We start from the raw sequence: 16,047 nt of genomic DNA, 5'->3' as shown, positions 1-16,047 counted from the left end.
GTGCCTTGACGGTGGCGGGCAGCACTCCTATCGTGTTATTTCACATCGCTAAATGAATGATCGGGAGGTTCCGGTGCGCTACCTCATCACGGGCGCGGGCAGTGGGATCGGACGTGCGGTGGCGACCCTGGCCGCGCGCGCGGCCGGGAGCGAAGGAGCCGGGCAGGCGCGGCTCGCGCTGCTCGACCGCGACGCCGGGGCCATCGAGGCGGTCGCCGCCGAACTCCGGGGGACCGGCGCCGAATGCCTGCCGCTGGCCGTCGACCTGAGCGACCCGGCGGCGGTCGGCAAGGCGGTGGAAGAGGCCGTCTCCGCCTTCGGCGGCCTCGACGCCCTCGTGAGCAACGCCGGGATCAGCTCGGCCGACCCGCTCGAAGACCTCAGCCTGGAGACCTTCCAGCGCACGTTCGACGTCAACACCCGCGCGACCTTCCTGCTGGCACGGGCGGCCTTCCCGGCGCTCCGCGCGTCGCGCGGTGCGATCGTCGCCACCGCGTCGATCTCCGCGACGCATCCGACACCGCCGCTCGGCATGTACAGCGCGAGCAAGGCGGCGCTGAAGATGATGGTCCAGCAGATGGCGGTGGAATGGGGCCGGTACGGAATCCGGGCCAACTGCGTCTCGCCGGGACCGACGGACACCGGCCTGACCCGTAAATCGTTCGGCGACGCGGAGGACACGGCCGCCGCGGCGAACCGGCGTTACCGCGAAGCGGTCTCCCCCATGCGGAAGATCGCGCGCGCCGAGGACATCGCCGACGCCGTGCTCTACCTCGCGGGTCCGCGCGCCGGGCATGTCACCGGCGTGGACCTGCCCGTCGACGGCGGCCTGTCGCTGACCGTCATGCCGCTCACGGGGGGCACACCCGGATACCGACTCGACGAGATCGCGCAGGAGGCGACGTCGTGATGACCGACACCACCGCTGGGACGCTGCCCGGATTCCTCTCCTCCGAGGTCGCGGCCGACCCCGACGCCTTCTACCGGCGGCTGCGGGCCGAGGCCCCCGTGCACTGGGACGACGGCTACCGCGGCTACCTGATCAGCAAGCACGCCGACGTCGGAGCCGCCTACCGCAACCCGCTGTTCTCCACCCAGAACTACGAGGTCAGCCTCCAGCCCGTCTTCGGCCGCTCGATGCTCCAGATGGACGGCGCCGAACACAGCCGCAAGAAGGCCCTGGTCACCCCGTACTTCCGCGGCAAGGGCCTGGAGAAGTGGGCACCGGTCATCGCGCGCAATGTCGCGACGATCCTGGACCGCTCCGTCGCGTCGGCGTCCGCGCACCTCACCCGCGGCTTCCGGCCGGGCGACACCGTCGACCTGCTGGCCGACTTCGGCTACTACCTGCCGGTCTACGTGATCACCGACATGCTCGGGCTGCCGCACAGCGACTACGACCGGTTCTTCGACTGGTACAGCAGGCACGTGGCCTTCCTCGGCAACCTCGCCCGCGACCCGGAGATCGACGAACTCGGCCGCCGGGCCACCAAGGAACTCTGGGAGTACCTCGCCCCCGTGATCGAGGACCGCCGCTCGCACCTCGGCGAGGACCTCATCTCCGGGCTGATCACCGCCGAGATCGACGGCGAGCGCCTGGACGACCTCGAAATCCTCACCCACGTCACGCAGTTGCTCAACGCCGGGTCCGAGACCACCGGCAAGGCGCTGGCCAGTATGTTCGCCTATCTGCTGCGCGAGCGGACGCTGTTCGAGGAGGTACGGGACGACCGCTCGCAGGTCATCCCCGCGATCAGCGAGACCCTGCGGATCAGCCCGCCGTCCCAGATGAACGGCCGCAAGGTCACCCAGGACGTCGAGGTCAAGGGCACCCTGCTGCCCGCGGGCACCCTGGTGATGCTCCTCATGGCCTCGGCCAACCGCGACGAGGACCGGTTCTCCGACCCGGACACCTTCGACTTCCACCGGCCCGACCTCGACCACGCCAAGACGTTCACCGCGGCCGGTGACACCTTCGCCTTCGGCTCGGGGCGGCACTTCTGCCTCGGCGCGATGCTCGCCAAGTCCGAGCTGGAGATGGCCTCGAACGTCCTGCTCGACCGGTTCCCCGGCATGCGCCTGGCCGACGGGTTCGAGCCCGCGTGGTCGGGCCTGAAGATGCGGTCGGTGGACAGGCTGACGGTGACCCTCTGAACGACCGGCCGCCGGGGCCGGGGGCGAGCGGGCGTGCCCTGTCGGCACTGCTGGTGTCCGCCGCCCTGGTCTCGGCGGCGGTCGTCACCCTCGGCGCCCCGCTCGTGCCGCGGGTCCAGCAGACCTTCGGCGTCGGCACCGAGGCGTCCCAGTGGTCGTACACGATCACCCTGCTCGTCGGCGCCACCTTGACCCCGCTGCTCGGCCGGCTCGCCGACGGACGGCGGCGAAGACCCGCGATGGTCGTGGTGTGCGCGCTGGTCACCCTCGGATGCGCGGTCTCCGCCGCCGGGACCCACTTCGGGGTCTTCCTGGCGGGACGCGCGCTCCAGGGCATCGCGGTGGCGCTGGTGGCGATGACCATCGCGTGCGCCCGCGACCTGTACTCCGGTCCCGCGACGGCCCGCCTGGTCGCGCTGCTGTCGATCACCACGGCGCTCGGCGCCGGGGCGGCCTACCCGCTCACGACGTTCGTGGCCGACCACTTCGGCCTGCGGGCGGCGTACGGCGGCGCCACGGTGCTCGCGCTGCTCGTCACGCTCGCGGTGGCCGCCGGTCTGCCGCGAACGGTGCCGGTGGGCCGCGACGCGCCGCTGGACGTGCCGGGCGCGGTGGTCCTGATCGCCGCCACGGCGTGCGCGCTGCTGGCCGTCAGCCAGGGCAACTCCTGGGGCTGGTCGAGCGCCGGGGTGCTCGTCCTCGGCGCAGCGGCCCTCTGCCTGTCGCTGTGGTGGATCCGGCTCGAACTGCGCGCCCCCCACCCCTTGGTGCAGCTGCGGCTCTTCGCCCGGCGCGACGTCCTCGCCGCGCACCTCACCGGCCTGCTGATGGGCGTGAGCCTCTACAACACCCCCGTCCTCATCACCCGCATCGGTCTCGCCTCCCGCGACACCCGGTACGGCGTGGGGCTCAGCCTCAGCGCGATCGGTGTGGTGATGGTCCCCATCGCGCTGTGCAACTACCTGAGCAGCCGCACCGCGACGGCGCTGGCGCGGGCCAGGGGCCGACGGGTCGCGCTGGCGTCGGGAGGCGTCGTCGGCGCGCTCGGGCCGCTGATGCTGATCGAGGTCGACGGGCACCTGGCGCTGCTGGTGGCCGCGGTCGTCCTGACGTCCTGGGGAGCGGGGGCGACCTTCGGCACGCTGCCCGGCCTCATTGTCGACTCGGTCGAACCGGGCGAGACCGGCAGCGCCACCAGCGTCAACATCCTGCTGCGGGCGGTCGGCGGCGCGGTGGGCAGCGCGGTCACCGCAGCGCTGATCGGCGCGGCCCACGGACCGGCGGGGGAGGCGACGACGACCGGGCTGACCTGGGCCGCGCTCGCCTGCGCCGCCACCTGCGCGGCCTCGGTCGTGGTCAGCTGCTGTGTGCCGAGCCGCCGCGCGCGCCGGTCAGAGCCGCGGCCGGCCGCCGTCGAACCAGTCCCACTCCCACGGGCGGATTGACAGCATCGGGGTGCTCAGCAGGACGTGCTCCGCGTCGCCGGGCGCGCTGTCCCGCCCGATCCAGTCGGGCCGCGCGTCCTCGACGCGAGCGCTTGTCTCCAGGACGTCGCCGTCGAGGTACAGCACGCGCACCGTCAGACCGTCGTCGGCGCTCCCGGCCGGTGACCCGAACCCGCCCGCGCCCTCGGCGAACCGGTACGTCGCCGCGCCCGCGACACCGGGCACCGCGAGCACCGCCGGGATCAACTCCCGGTCCAGCGCGGCGAAACGGGCCGCGCCCGCGGGCTCGGCGGGAGCGGCCGTCCTGGACAGCGTGAGGTGGACGCCCCGGTGCGGGCGGTGCGGGAGCGCCGCCGCCGCGACGAGGACGCGCGGGGCCGCGTACTCCTTGACCGGGTGGAAGAAGCCGACCGGGCGTCGTTCGGTCCAGGGCAGTTCGGGGCGGCGGCCCCACCACAGCGCGCGCTGGTTGAGGCCGGTCCACTCCCGCAGCGCGGACTCCAGCGGGGCACGGAACCCGTAGGCGACGGCGTACTGGACGGGTGCGTAGGCGTCGTCGCCGACATGGCCGGCCGCCGCGCACCGCGGGGTGCGGACCCAGCGGTCCCCCCAGGCGACGCCGGGGAGCAGCGCGTTCTCCGGCAGGTGGTCGAGCTGGTGCCACGCGTTGTACTCGGCGTGCCGGGTGGCGTCGTTGAGGTGCGTGAAGGTGAGGAAGAGCCGGGCGGTGCTCATATCGGGCGGCTTTCGACCCGCGGCTCTTCGGCAGGTGCCCGCGACCACTCGCGCAGGACCGCGTCGTTGTCGGCGCCGAGCCGGGGCGCGGGGGCGGGCGTGTCCTGCCCCCATCCGGCCGACCGCGTGACCGGACCCGGTACGGGGAACACGCCGACGCCCGGCTGATCCACCTGGTGGAACAGGCCGTTGGCGGTCACGAGCGGATCGCGGACGAATTCGCCGACGGTCCGGTAGTCGCCCCACAGGACGTGCCCGGCGTCGAGCGCGGCGACGGCCTCGGTGTGGGTGTGCGCGGAGAACCACGGCGCGAGGATCGCCGAGATCAGGTCCCGGTGCTCGTAGCGCGCCGCCTCGTCGCCGAAGTCCACGCCGAGCGTGCGCTGAAGGCTGTCGAGGACGGTACGTGTGCCGGTCAGTCCGACGAGCTTGTCCCAGTGCCTGGCGGTCAGGGCGACGACCATGACCCGGCGGCCGTCGCCGGTCGCGAAGTCGCAACCGTAGCTGCCGTAGAGGTAGTTGCCGTCGCGCAGCCGTCCCGCGCCGTTCACCACCGCGTCGGCGACGAAGCCGAGGTGGGCCATGGTCGCGGCGGCGACGTCCGCGAGGTTGACCTCGACGAGCCGGCCGCGACCGGTGGCGGCGCGTTCGGTGTGCGCCGCGAGCAGGGCCAGCGCCACGTGCAGACCGGTGAGCAGGTCCCAGGCGGGCAGGACGTGGTTGACCGGGAGCGAGGAGTCCACGGGCCCGGTGAGCCAGGGCAGGCCCACCTCGGAGTTGATCGTGTAGTCGACCGCCGGACGTCCGTCGCCGCGCCCCCCGATGTGGGCGACGATGACATCGGGCCTGACGCGGCGCAGTTCCTGGTAGTCCAGCCACGACTGGCCGACCGCGTTGGTGACCAGCAGGCCGTGGCCGCCGCCCGGTGCGGCCAGCAGCTCGCGCACCACGTCGCGCCCGGACTCCGACCGCAGATCGGCCTCGACCGAGCGCTTGCCCTTGTTGAGCCCTGCCCAGTACAGGCTGGTGCCGTCCGCGCCGCGCGGCAGCCGCCGGGTGTCCGTGGCGCCGCCGACGGGGTCCACCCGTACGACGTCCGCGCCGAGTTGGGCGAGCGTCATCGTCGCGGAGGGGCCCGCGACGTACGTCGACAGGTCGAGGACGTGGAGTCCGGTCAGCGGCCCGCTCATGCGAACGGGGAGACGTACGGGATGTTCTTGGCGGCGGCGGCCTCGGCGATCCAGCCGTCGATCTGCTCGGCCACCTCGTGCGAGACCAACTCGATCCACATGCCGGGGGATTCGGGGTTGTAGTGGAAGGTGGCGCGGCCGATGCCGCCGTCCTCGGCGACGCCGTTCAGCTCGCGCCGGTATCCCCTGGCCTCCAGAGCCGCCGCCGCGGCGCGCAGGTCGTCGGTGTAGTAGCCGAGGTGGTGGACCCTGCGCCCGCCCGTCACGTTGAGGTACGGCGCCGGGTCGATCTGCTCCAGCAGTTCGATGAAGTGCGGGCCCTGGAGCGAGTAGGTGAAGCGGACCTCGCGCCCGACGACGCCGTCGGGGCACTCCAGCGGAACGGTCGAGGTCAGCGGCGGTGCCCAGTCCAGGCGCAGGGCGTCGCCCATGGCCGCCATCGCCTTGTCGAGGCTGTCCACGATCATGCCGGTGTGGTACAGCCGGAGCAGCGGCTCGGTGCTCATGAAGGGCCCCTCTCTGTGGTCGGGCGACGAACGTTACATCATGCTAAGTAAATCCGGCAGTGCCGACGCGGGCCGACGCGGAAGGTTTCCGACGACCCCTTGACAGGGATGATCCGCGACCTCAGTCTCATAGCAGTTAGCCATGTGAAAGATTCTGGTGCGGACCGTTCCTGGGCACAAGGGAGTGCGCAATGATCTCGCTGGTCGTGACCGGCCTCTCGCAGGCGGCGGTGCTGATTCCGCTGGTCCTGGCGGTGAGTCTGGTGTTCCGTGTGAGCGGCGTCGTCAACTTCGGCGCGGGGAACTTCTGCGTCTTCGCCGGTGCCGCGTGCGCCTCCTGGGGGGCCGCCAACAGCGGCCTCGGCGTCGTCCTGACGATCGTGGTCGGCGGTGTCCTGGGCGCTGCCTGCTACGCGATCGCGATCGTGCCCGCGCAGCGCAAGAAGGTGCCGGTCATCGGCCTGACCCTCGCCACTCTCGGCTTCGGACTCCTGCTCAACTTCCTGACCCGCACGTGGTTCGGCGGCGAGCCCTCGATCGTGCAGCCCTGGATCCACGGCTCGGTCTCGATCGGCAGTTACGAGACCTCCAAGCAACGGCTGCTGGTCATCGGCCTGTCGCTCCTCCTGCTGCTCGTGATGTGGTTCCTGTTCGACCGGACGCTCATCGGGCACCACCTGTCCGCCGTCTCCTTCGACCACGAACTGGCGCAGGTCTACGGCGTCCGCACGATGCGGTTCGAACTGCTCGCCTGGGTGGTCTCGGGCGCCTGCCTGGTCATCGGCGGCATCTTCCAGGCCTCGCTCGGCAGCGTCTCGGTCGACGTCGCGCCCACCCTCCTCGTCCTGAGCCTGGTCGGCGCCGTCATCGGCGGCCTCGGAAGTCTCTTCGGCGCGGTGGGCGGCGCCGTCGTGGCCGGCTTCGTGATGACCTTCACCGACCAGCACATCGCCGCCAGTTACCACCTGACCTCACTCTTCGTGATCCTGTCCCTGGTGCTGCTCGTGCGGCCGACAGGGCTGTTCACCTTCCGCGGAACGGCTGAGCGCGTATGAGCACCATCGGACTGGACAAGGCCGCACCGCGCGAGGTGAGCGGCGCCCCGAAGAGACCCGAAGGAATACGCAGGGCACTGACCTCGGTCTGGGCCAAACACGTCGCGGGCCCACTGGTCCTGGTGATCGTCGGACTCATCGCCAGCGGCAACGACTACTACGTCCACCTGGCGTCCGCCGGAGTCATCGCGTACATCCTCACGACGGCCTTCAACATCGTCTACGGCTACGCGGGCATCTTCAATCTCTCGGTCGTCATCACCTACGGCGTCGGGGCCTTCACCAGCGTCTATCTCGAAGTCCGGTTCGGAATGCCGTTCTGGCCCGCGCTGCTGATCTCCGTCGCGGTCACCACCGTGCTCTCCGTTCTCGTGGCGGTTCCCACCCGAGGGCTCAACGAGCTGTTCCTCGCCATCCAGACGCTCGCCTTCGCGCTCGCGCTCGCCGAAGTCATGGTGAACTGGCACCAGTTCAGCGGCGGCACGATCGGCATCTACTCGATTCCGCTGCCCACCTTCTTCGGCCACCAGCTCATCAGCGGCTATCTCTCGTACTACTGGCTCGCCGCGTTCTTCGCGTGGCTCACGTACGAACTCGTCCTGCGCATCCACCTGTCGGCGATGCGGCGCAAACTGACCGCGCTGCGCGAGGGGCCGCGCGTCCTCGCCTCGGTGGGGGTCTCGCCCGACTCCACGCGGCTGGTCGCCTTCGCGATCTCCGGCGGCCTCGCCGGACTCGCCGGGGTGCTCTTCGCCCACTTCCAGCTCGTGATCGACCTGGAGACCTTCAGCTTCACCCGCCTGGTGGCGCTGCTGCTCGCCGCGATCCTCGGCGGAAGCGGCTACTTCCTCGGCCCGGTGTTCGGCGTCGTCGCCATCCTGGTGATGGACGAGCTGTCGCTGGCCACCAGCCAGGCCCAGGACCTGGTCTACGGCGTGGGCATCCTGGTGCTCGTCGTGCTCACCCGCGGCGGCATCGCGGGCGGCCTGGACAACCTCGTGAAGTGGCTGCTCAGGCGCCGACGGCCGGACGAAGCGGCAGAGCCCACCGGCGAGTTGGAGCCGCGGGAACCGGGCCTCGCCGTCGCCGAGACGGTGACCCAGGTGACCCACCGCCTCGCGGACTCGGTCAGGGCCGTGCACCGGGACGCACGGGTCGAGGTGCGCGGAGTGTCGGTCGCCTTCGGCGGCAACACCGCGGTCAACGATGTCTCGCTCTCCTTCGCGACCGGTGAGGTCATCGGACTCATCGGCCCCAACGGCGCGGGCAAGACCACGCTCCTGAACGCGATCACCGGGGACGTCCGGGCGACCGGCTCCGTGCGCCTCGGCGACGACGAGATCCTCGGCACGCCCGCGCAGAACCTCGTACGGGCGGGCATCGGCCGGACGTTCCAGAGCCCGAAGGTCATCCCCGAACTGACCCTGCTGGAGAACGTCATGCTCGCCGGGGACGGCATCGGCAGGGTCGGCTGGCTCCGCCAGTCGCTGCTGAGCCCGGCCGCCCGCAAGCAGGCGCTGGCCGGACGCGACCGGGCGATGACCCTGCTCACCGACCTCGCCCTCGCCGACCGCGCCAGGAGCCTGGCCGCGGACCAGCCGTACGGCGTGCTCCGCCTGGTCGAGATCGCCCGCAATCTGATGCTCGACCCGGCGTTCCTGCTGCTGGACGAACCCGGCGCGGGACTCACCGAGTTCGAACGCCAGGAGATCGCCGCGACCGTCCGCGCGCTCGGCGCCCGCGACCTCGGGGTGGTCCTGGTCGACCACAATCTTCCGCTGATCACCAGCGCCTGCGACCGCGTCTACGTCCTGGACCACGGCCAGGTCATCGCGGAGGGCCCGCCCGACGAGGTCTTCGCACAGCAAGAGGTCATCTCCGCCTACCTGGGGGTTCCCGGATGAGCACGCCGCTTCTCGACGTCACCGGCCTGACGGCCGGCTACGGCGACCACCAACCCGTACTCCACGACGTCTCCTTCACCCTCGCCGAGGGCGAACTGCTCGGCCTGGTCGGGATGAACGGCGCGGGCAAGACGACCCTGATGCGCGCCCTCAGCGGCGGCCTCAAGCCCAGGTCGGGGGAGGTCTCCTTCCAGGGCGAGCGGATGAACGGATTCTCGACGGCCGCCAGCGTCCGCAAGGGGATTGTGATCGTGCCGGAGGGGCACCGCGTCCTGCGCCCGCTCACGGTCGAGGAGAATCTGCAGATCTCCGCGATGCGGCTGAGCAGGCGCGCCGTGCGGCGCGCGATCGCCGAGAAGCAGGCCCTGGTCTACGAGTTGTTCCCGATCCTGGCGGAGCGCCGCACGCAGCTCGCGGGCCTGCTCTCCGGCGGGGAGCAGCAGATGCTCTCCCTGGCCCGCGCCGTCATCCAGCGGCCCAGACTGCTGCTCCTGGACGAGCCGTCGCTGGGGCTCGCCCCGGTCGTGATCGAGAAGATCTACGCGTCCCTGCGGGCCCTCCAGGCCGAGGGCATCTCGATGCTGGTCGTCGAGCAGAACAGCGACCGCCTGGCCAGGGCCAGCGAACGGCTGATCGTCCTGCGCGACGGCCGGATCGCCGCCACCGGCACGCCGTCCTCCCTCCAGGGGGCCGAGCTCAACGCCGCCTATTTCGGCTGAGCGGCCGGGGCGCCCAGGTGTCCGGCCGCAGGGCCATGGGCGATACTTTACGTAGCTAAATAAATTGCCCCATGTCCTTCGCCCCACGTCCTTCGCGCGACGTCCCTTCGCCCGACCTTCCCCGCCCGAATCCCCGCCCGAATCCCACGGTCCGATCTCCATCGCCCGACTCCCGAGGAGTTACGCCCCATGCTCACCGTTGACTACGCGGCACGACGCTCGATCGTCGAGCCGGACAGGCTGCGCCGCTTCTTCGGCGCCCGCAGTATCGCGGTCGTGGGAGCATCGCCGAGCTCCAGTTGGGCGCGCAATCTCCTCAACGCCCTCGAACTCGGCGGCGGGGTGCGGGATGTGCGCTTCGTCCACCCCAAGTACGACGAGGTGTTCGGCAAACCGACCGTCCCGACGCTGCGGGACCTCGAAAAGCCCGTCGACATGGCCTACATCATGGTCGGCCCGAGCCGGGTCGACGCCATCCTCGAGGACGCCGCCGCGGCGGGTATCAAGAACGCGGTCATCCTCGCCTCCGGATACGGGGAGTCCGGAGCCGACGGACGCGACCGGCAGCGGCGGCTGGCGCAGAGCGCGGTCGATCTCGACCTGACGCTCATGGGCCCGAACACCATCGGGTTCATCAACGCGGTGGACGGGGTGGTGCCCTGGGCCGTCGCCACCGAGTCCGCACCCGTGGCCGGTCCGGTCGGCGCCGTCTTCGAGAGCGGTTCGATGGCGCGGGCGACGTATCAGTTCGCCCAGGCGCACGGCGTGGGCTCCACGCTGTGGGCGTCGGTGGGCAACTCGGCCGTACTGACCAGCCTGGACGTCCTCGACTACCTGATCGAGGACGAGAGCACCCGCGCCATCGCCCTGTTCCTGGAGACCGTGCGCGAGCCGGACCGGCTCTTCGAACTCGGCACGAAGGCGCTGCGGGCGGGCAAGCCGATCGTGGTCTACAAGGCCGGGCGGAGCGAGGAGGGCATGCGCTCCGCCATGGCGCACACCGGCGCCATGGCCACCGACGACGCCGTCGTGGACGCGGCGTTCCGGCAGGCGGGCATGGTCCGCGTCGAGAGCGTCGAGGAACTGGTCGCGACCGCCGGGGTGTTCGGCTACAGCCCGCGGCTCCCGGACGGCCGCCGCATGGGCGTCGTGACCTCGTCGGGCGGCGGCTGCAACATCATCGCCGACCTCGCCTCGGTCAACGGCCTGGCCCTGCCCGGCTGGCAGGAGGACACCGGCGCCAAACTGGCCGCGCACCTGCCGGAGTTCGCCTCGATCCTCAACCCCCTCGACACCACCGGCTTCGGCCACGCCCGCGCCAGACCCCGGCCGACGAAGGCCGAGGACGACCTCATGGAGATCGCGGTCGAGGACTCCGGGATCGACTTCATGTTCTCGATGATGACGCCGCTGCCGGACGAGCGCCCCGAGGACCCGACGTTCATCGAGAGCCGGATGAAGATCATCGGCGAGATCGTGGCCGCCTCGCCCGTACCGGTCTTCCTCTCGTCCAACACCTGCCTGGACATCTCGCCGTACGCCCTGTCGCTGCTCTCCGAGAACAAGCTGTTCCTGCTGCCCGGCGTCGACCTCGCGATCACCTCCCTCGGGCATGTGGCCCGGTGGGTCGAGCAGCGCGACGCGCTTCGGGTGACGGCGAGCAGGACCGGGGAAGTGCCGCCCGCCGCGGTCGGCGACGGGCCGACGGTCGGCACCTGGGCGGAGGACGAGGGGCGGGCCCTGCTGGAGGCGGCCGGTGTGCCGATCGTCCCGGCCGTGCTCGTCCACTCCGCGGCCGAGGCGGCGGGCGCGGCGGCCAAGGCCGGCGGCCCGGTGGCGATGAAGATCTGCTCGCGGGCCGTCGCGCACAAGTCCGACGTCGGCGGAGTCGTCCTCGGCGTCGAGGGCGCCGGGGCCGCGGCGGCGGCGTACGACTCGATCACGGCGACGGTGGCGCGGAACGTCCCCGGCGCCGACCTGCGCGGTGTGCTCGTCTCGCCGATGCGGGAGCCGGGACAGGAACTCCTCGTCGGCGTCACGGTCGACTCGACCTTCGGACCGGTGCTCGCGGTGGGCCTCGGCGGCATCTGGGTGGAGGTCATGAAGGACACCAGCCTGCGGGTGCTGCCCGTCGACGCCCGCGAAGTGCGCCGGATGCTGGGGGAGTTGAAGGGCGCCGCCCTGCTGCGCGGCGCACGCGGCAGCACGGCCGCCGACCTCGACGCGCTGAGCGAGGCGATCGTGGCGATCAGCCGGGCCGCCCTGTCGGTCGGACCCAGCCTGGACACCCTGGAGGTCAACCCCCTGCGCGTCAACGGCAGTCGGGTCGAAGCGCTCGACGTACTCGTCACGGCCACGGTGGGGGAGGACGCATGACCGCGCCCGACATCGAGCGCGCGACCGCGCCTGAGGACGGAACCGGCGTCGAGCGCGCGACCGCGCCTGAGGACGGAACCGGCGTCGAGCGTACGACCGCGCCTGAGGACGGAACCGGCGTCGAGCGCGCGACCGCGCCTGTGGTCACTCCGGACACCGTGCCCCGGCCCGCGCCCGGCGCGCCCGAATTTCTCGCCGGAGCGCTCGACGGGATCAAGGTCCTCGACCTCACCCGCTTCCTCCAGGGCCCCTACGCGACCCGCATCCTCGCCGACCTCGGCGCGGAGGTCGTCAAGGTGGAACGGCCGGGCGGCGAGTGGGACCGGCGGCTGCGCCAGGCCCCGGACGGATACGCCGGGTTCTTCACCGGCCTCAACCGCGGCAAGAAGTCGATCGCCGTCGACATCACCACCCCCGAGGGCCGCGACATCGTCAAGGCCCTCGCCCGCGAGTGCGACGTCGTCGTGGAGAACTTCCGGCTCGGCGTCATGGAGAAGCTGGGCCTGGGCTACGACACCCTGCGCCAGGAGAATCCGGGCATCGTCTACGCCGCCGCGTCCGGCTACGGCCCCCTGGGCCCGCGCGCCAAGGAGCCGATGTTCGACATGGTCGCGCAGGCCGTCTCCGGCCTCTCGGACTTCGTCCGCACCCCGGACGGGGCGCCCCGGCTCGCCAGCCGCGGGATGGCCGACTCGGCCGGCGCCGTCTTCCTCGCGATGGGCATCCTGACCGCGCTCCTGGCCAAGGAGCGCACCGGGCGCGGCCAGCGCGTGGACGGCTCGCTCGTCGGCTCCTGCCTGGCCATGCACACCGCCGAGGTGACCATCGCGCTGCACGGCGACGAGGTGAAGCGCACCCAGGGCCGTGTGACGTCGACCTCGGGCGCGTTCCGCTGCGGGGACGACCGCTGGATCGTCATCGGCGCCACCGACCAGAAGGTGTGGCACGGGCTGACCGCGGCCCTTGGCCGGCCCGACCTGCGCGACGATCCGCGGTTCGAGAAGAGCAGGATCCGCGAGCGGCACCGCGACGTCCTGGAGCCGGTCCTGGAGGAGATCTTCCTGACCGCCGACCGGGACACCTGGGTCGAGCGGATGCGGGACAACGGCGTACCCGTGGCTCCCGTCAACACCTTCGTCGAGGCCGCCCGCGACCCCGACGTCCTCGCGAACGGCTTCGTCGTCGAGCAGCCGGACGCGACCTGGGGGACCGTCCGCACCGTGGGCAGCCCGTTCCTGCTCAGCGCCACCCCCGCGCGGGTCGGCGACTGGACACCGGAGCTGGGCGCCGACACCCGCGACGTGCTCGCGCGCCTCGGCGTCCCGCAGGACCGTATCGACGCGCTCGTCGCGGACGGCGTGGTCGAGCAGGCGCGGCCCGCGCACGCACCGTCGGAATCACCCCGAGCAACGGAAGAGGTGGGCAAGGCGTGAAGTACGGAACCCCGGAGAGCATCGCCGCCGCGGCGCGACAGGTGCTGTACGAGGCCGACCCGGCGTCCGGCATCGCGTATCTGACGCTGAACCGGCCGGAGAAGCACAACGCCATGAGCGTGCCCATGCGCGACCGAATCATCGAGTTGATGGCACTTGCCGGGGACGACCCGACGGTGCGGGTCATCGTGATCCGGGGCAACGGGAAGTCGTTCTGCAGCGGCAACGAGATCAACGAGCAGTGGGGCCAGAAGCGCCCGCACGAGCGGCGCCGCACCCTGACGGTCGGCTACCGGTACGGCGCGGACATGGCGTGGGGCCGACTGGGCTTCAGCCAGGCGATCTCCCGGTCGCCGAAGGTCACCGTCGCCCAACTGCACGGCTACTGCGCCGCGGCGGCCTACTTCATGATCGCGTGCAAGGCCGACGTGGTGACGGCCGCCGAGGACAGCAGGATCGGCGCGCTCGAAGCGCGCTTCCTGGGCCCGGCGGGCGCGGTCGCCAGCGTGCACATCAACCGCATCCTGGGCATGAAGGCCGCCCGCCGCACCGGCTTCACCGCGATGCCGATGAGCGGGACCGAGGCGCACCACCTCGGCCTCGTCGACACCGTCACCCCGGCCGCCGAACTCGCCGCGGCCACACGGACGATCGCGGCCGACCTCGCCGCCCGGCCCCCCGGCCACCTGCTGTACCTGAAGTCGCGGCTGCGCGCCGCCGAGGGCGCGATGGACACCAGCGTCCCTTCCATTACAGGGCTGTTGGTCTCGCACTTCCTCCAATCGGGCCCGGACGAGATGGACTTCTGGAAGACCGCGAGAGACGTCGGCGTCGGCGGCGCGCTCGACGCCGACAAGAAACGCAAAGGCGCGGCCGACCCCCGCCTGGGGGTGAAGGGATGAGCGCCGTCGACCTCCGCGTGGCCGACGGCCGCGCGTACATCGAGGTAGAGAGCTTCGCCACGCTGACGGCCCATGACCCCGCCTTCGCCGCCGAGTTGGCCGCGGCCGTCGTCGAGGCGTCGGACGACGACCACGTCAAGGCGATCGTGCTGCGCACCACGGGGCCCGACTTCGCACCGGAGGCGGCCACCGGATTCCCGTCCGCGGCCGAGGCGCCGACCACCTGGCACCGCGCCTTCGCCGCGTCGACCGCGGTCTACCAGGCGACCTGCTTCGCGAAGAAGGTCGTGATCGCCGAGGTGCGCGGGGCGTGCCACGGGGCGGGCACCGCGCTCCTGCTCTGTACCGACCTGGCCGTCGCGAGTGAGGACGCCGTGTTCGGCTCGCCCTTCCTCGACGTGCCCGAGGCGAATTTCGTCCTGGCCGCGCTGACGGTCCGGCTCAACCGCGCCAAGTCGTGGCTGCTCAGGGGGACCGTCCACGACGCGGCCACCGCCGGGCGGATCGGGCTGGTCAACCGGGTCGTCCCGGACGGCCGGCTCCGCGCGGAGGTCGTGTCGATGACCGCCGCCGTCATCGGCATGCCGCTGGACGGCATGACGATGTCGAAGATGCTCCAGCAGGCCGTCTACGACGCGCACGGCGTGGGCCGGGAGTTCGACCTGGCCGACCACTACGCGATCCACCGCGCGGCGGTCGGGTCCGGTCTCACGGAGGAGAGCGCATGAGCGAGGGCCGGGTCGAACTGGGCAAGGACCACGAGAACCACATCGCGACCGTCACCGTACGGCGTCCCGCGACGGGCAACCTCATGACCCGCGCCATGGCCGAGCAGTTCGCGGCCCACCTCGCGGACGTCGACCGGGACGACGACGTGAAGGCCGTCCTGATCCGCGGCGAGGGCGACGACCTGTGCGCGGGCTGGGACCCGGCCGACGCCTGGGACCAGTACGTGCAGGCGCCCGGCGGATCGGTGCGCAAGCACCCGAGCCAGCGGGCGCGGCTGATCGCGCTGGACGAGGCGTGGTGGGGGAGCACGGGCCTGTACAGCCGGCTGCTGCACTGCCGGAAGGTGACGGTCGTCGAGGCGCGTGGCCGCTGCTGGGACACCGGCCTCTACCTGGCGCTCTGCGCGGACCTGGTGGTCGCGGGCGAGGACGCGACCTTCGGTTCCCCCCGGTGGCACAACGTCGGGGTGGACGGCGACATGTCGCTGCTGTTCGCGACGGTCGGCCTCAAGCGGGCCAAGGAGCTGATGTACTGCAACGTGGCCTGGTCGGCGCGGACCGCGCTCGACTACGGTCTGGTCGACCGCGTCGCCGAGGACGCGCCACGGGGGGCGGCCGAACTCGCCGCCATGTGCGCGTCGATCATGCGGGACGGCATCGTCACCGAGAAGTACGCCGTCTTCGCCTCGCTGGAGAAGCTGGGCGTCGGGCTCTCGTTCGCCGCGACCACCGTCGTCGGCGCCTCGCTGAGCAACATCCACTTCCAGCCGGGCGAGTTCAACTTCCTGCGGGAGGTGCGTCGCGAGGGCGCCGAGGCGGCCCTGGCGCGCTCACGCGAGGAGGTCGAGATCCGCTGACCGCCACCTACGGCCGGTGCCCGCCGGCCGCCGCGGGCCGGGG

The 16,047-nt window shown here is 71.7% G+C and carries 14 protein-coding genes; 11 read left to right on the top strand and 3 right to left on the bottom strand.

Going from position 1 to position 16,047, the window contains the following annotated elements; genetic code table 11:
* Window positions 1-52 precede the first annotated feature (52 nt).
* From ACIO6U_RS14920 to ACIO6U_RS14910, 3 genes are read left to right on the top strand one after another with little or no spacing between them, the layout of a single operon-like run.
* Entirely contained in the window at window positions 53-910 is an 858-nt protein-coding gene (locus tag ACIO6U_RS14920; protein WP_391046062.1) for an SDR family oxidoreductase, read from the top strand.
* Window positions 910-2,154, top strand: a complete 1,245-nt coding sequence (locus ACIO6U_RS14915) for a cytochrome P450 (RefSeq protein ID WP_401719033.1) — start codon at window positions 910-912, stop codon at window positions 2,152-2,154. The genes ACIO6U_RS14920 and ACIO6U_RS14915 overlap by 1 nt, the downstream gene beginning before the upstream one ends.
* Window positions 2,155-2,207: 53 nt before the next feature.
* On the top strand, window positions 2,208-3,599 hold the full coding sequence (locus tag ACIO6U_RS14910) for an MFS transporter (protein WP_401719030.1): 1,392 nt from the start codon (window positions 2,208-2,210) through the stop codon (window positions 3,597-3,599).
* Here ACIO6U_RS14910 and ACIO6U_RS14905 read toward each other — a convergent pair.
* The 3 genes from ACIO6U_RS14905 to ACIO6U_RS14895 are packed head-to-tail and all read right to left on the bottom strand — an operon-like array spanning window position 3,546 to window position 6,030.
* On the bottom strand, window positions 3,546-4,334 hold the full coding sequence (locus ACIO6U_RS14905) for a hypothetical protein (protein WP_401308647.1): 789 nt from the start codon (window positions 4,332-4,334) through the stop codon (window positions 3,546-3,548). The genes ACIO6U_RS14910 and ACIO6U_RS14905 overlap by 54 nt on opposite strands.
* On the bottom strand, window positions 4,331-5,524 hold the full coding sequence (locus ACIO6U_RS14900; RefSeq protein ID WP_401308644.1) for a CoA transferase: 1,194 nt from the start codon (window positions 5,522-5,524) through the stop codon (window positions 4,331-4,333). Before ACIO6U_RS14900 ends, ACIO6U_RS14905 begins: the two co-directional genes overlap by 4 nt.
* Window positions 5,521-6,030 carry a VOC family protein gene (locus tag ACIO6U_RS14895; protein ID WP_188284259.1) on the bottom strand — a complete coding sequence of 170 codons (510 nt, stop codon included), beginning with the start codon at window positions 6,028-6,030 and terminating at the stop codon, window positions 5,521-5,523. Before ACIO6U_RS14895 ends, ACIO6U_RS14900 begins: the two co-directional genes overlap by 4 nt.
* A gap of 191 nt (window positions 6,031-6,221) precedes the next feature.
* Here ACIO6U_RS14895 and ACIO6U_RS14890 point away from each other — a divergent pair, with 191 nt between their 5' ends.
* The 8 genes from ACIO6U_RS14890 (at window position 6,222) to ACIO6U_RS14855 (ending at window position 16,004) form a co-directional block, all read left to right on the top strand.
* Window positions 6,222-7,085 (top strand): branched-chain amino acid ABC transporter permease, encoded by an 864-nt coding sequence (locus tag ACIO6U_RS14890; protein WP_401719026.1) that lies wholly within the window; start codon window positions 6,222-6,224, stop codon window positions 7,083-7,085.
* Complete coding sequence (locus ACIO6U_RS14885; protein WP_401719023.1) at window positions 7,082-8,989, top strand: ATP-binding cassette domain-containing protein; 1,908 nt, start codon at window positions 7,082-7,084, stop codon at window positions 8,987-8,989. The genes ACIO6U_RS14890 and ACIO6U_RS14885 overlap by 4 nt, the downstream gene beginning before the upstream one ends.
* The gene (locus tag ACIO6U_RS14880) at window positions 8,986-9,708 is read left to right on the top strand and encodes an ABC transporter ATP-binding protein (protein ID WP_355342465.1); all 723 of its coding nucleotides are present in this window, start codon (window positions 8,986-8,988) and stop codon (window positions 9,706-9,708) included. The genes ACIO6U_RS14885 and ACIO6U_RS14880 overlap by 4 nt, the downstream gene beginning before the upstream one ends.
* A 189-nt stretch (window positions 9,709-9,897) precedes the next feature.
* Entirely contained in the window at window positions 9,898-12,084 is a 2,187-nt protein-coding gene (locus ACIO6U_RS14875; RefSeq protein ID WP_401719021.1) for an acetate--CoA ligase family protein, read from the top strand.
* Window positions 12,081-13,517, top strand: coding sequence for a CaiB/BaiF CoA transferase family protein (locus ACIO6U_RS14870; protein WP_401719018.1), 1,437 nt, complete (start codon window positions 12,081-12,083; stop codon window positions 13,515-13,517). Before ACIO6U_RS14875 ends, ACIO6U_RS14870 begins: the two co-directional genes overlap by 4 nt.
* On the top strand, window positions 13,514-14,419 hold the full coding sequence (locus ACIO6U_RS14865) for an enoyl-CoA hydratase/isomerase family protein (protein WP_355342456.1): 906 nt from the start codon (window positions 13,514-13,516) through the stop codon (window positions 14,417-14,419). The genes ACIO6U_RS14870 and ACIO6U_RS14865 overlap by 4 nt, the downstream gene beginning before the upstream one ends.
* Window positions 14,416-15,147, top strand: coding sequence for an enoyl-CoA hydratase/isomerase family protein (locus ACIO6U_RS14860; RefSeq protein WP_401719015.1), 732 nt, complete (start codon window positions 14,416-14,418; stop codon window positions 15,145-15,147). Before ACIO6U_RS14865 ends, ACIO6U_RS14860 begins: the two co-directional genes overlap by 4 nt.
* Entirely contained in the window at window positions 15,144-16,004 is an 861-nt protein-coding gene (locus ACIO6U_RS14855) for an enoyl-CoA hydratase-related protein (RefSeq protein ID WP_391163033.1), read from the top strand. Before ACIO6U_RS14860 ends, ACIO6U_RS14855 begins: the two co-directional genes overlap by 4 nt.
* Window positions 16,005-16,047 lie beyond the last annotated feature (43 nt).

Source organism: Streptomyces sp. NPDC087422 (assembly GCF_044744145.1).
GTDB lineage: Bacteria > Actinomycetota > Actinomycetes > Streptomycetales > Streptomycetaceae > Actinacidiphila.
The sequence above is the reverse complement of the archived record's forward strand: the minus strand, read 5'-3'. Positions and strand labels throughout refer to the sequence as shown.

Coding starts and splice junctions, on each gene's coding strand:
- ACIO6U_RS14920 (WP_391046062.1), top strand. CDS start 53: ATGAATGATCGGGAGGTTCCGGTGCGCTACCTCATCACGGGCGCGGGC.
- ACIO6U_RS14915 (WP_401719033.1), top strand. CDS start 910: ATGACCGACACCACCGCTGGGACGCTGCCCGGATTCCTCTCCTCCGAG.
- ACIO6U_RS14905 (WP_401308647.1), bottom strand. CDS start 4,334: ATGAGCACCGCCCGGCTCTTCCTCACCTTCACGCACCTCAACGACGCC.
- ACIO6U_RS14900 (WP_401308644.1), bottom strand. CDS start 5,524: ATGAGCGGGCCGCTGACCGGACTCCACGTCCTCGACCTGTCGACGTAC.
- ACIO6U_RS14895 (WP_188284259.1), bottom strand. CDS start 6,030: ATGAGCACCGAGCCGCTGCTCCGGCTGTACCACACCGGCATGATCGTG.
- ACIO6U_RS14890 (WP_401719026.1), top strand. CDS start 6,222: ATGATCTCGCTGGTCGTGACCGGCCTCTCGCAGGCGGCGGTGCTGATT.
- ACIO6U_RS14885 (WP_401719023.1), top strand. CDS start 7,082: ATGAGCACCATCGGACTGGACAAGGCCGCACCGCGCGAGGTGAGCGGC.
- ACIO6U_RS14880 (WP_355342465.1), top strand. CDS start 8,986: ATGAGCACGCCGCTTCTCGACGTCACCGGCCTGACGGCCGGCTACGGC.
- ACIO6U_RS14875 (WP_401719021.1), top strand. CDS start 9,898: ATGCTCACCGTTGACTACGCGGCACGACGCTCGATCGTCGAGCCGGAC.
- ACIO6U_RS14870 (WP_401719018.1), top strand. CDS start 12,081: ATGACCGCGCCCGACATCGAGCGCGCGACCGCGCCTGAGGACGGAACC.
- ACIO6U_RS14860 (WP_401719015.1), top strand. CDS start 14,416: ATGAGCGCCGTCGACCTCCGCGTGGCCGACGGCCGCGCGTACATCGAG.
- ACIO6U_RS14855 (WP_391163033.1), top strand. CDS start 15,144: ATGAGCGAGGGCCGGGTCGAACTGGGCAAGGACCACGAGAACCACATC.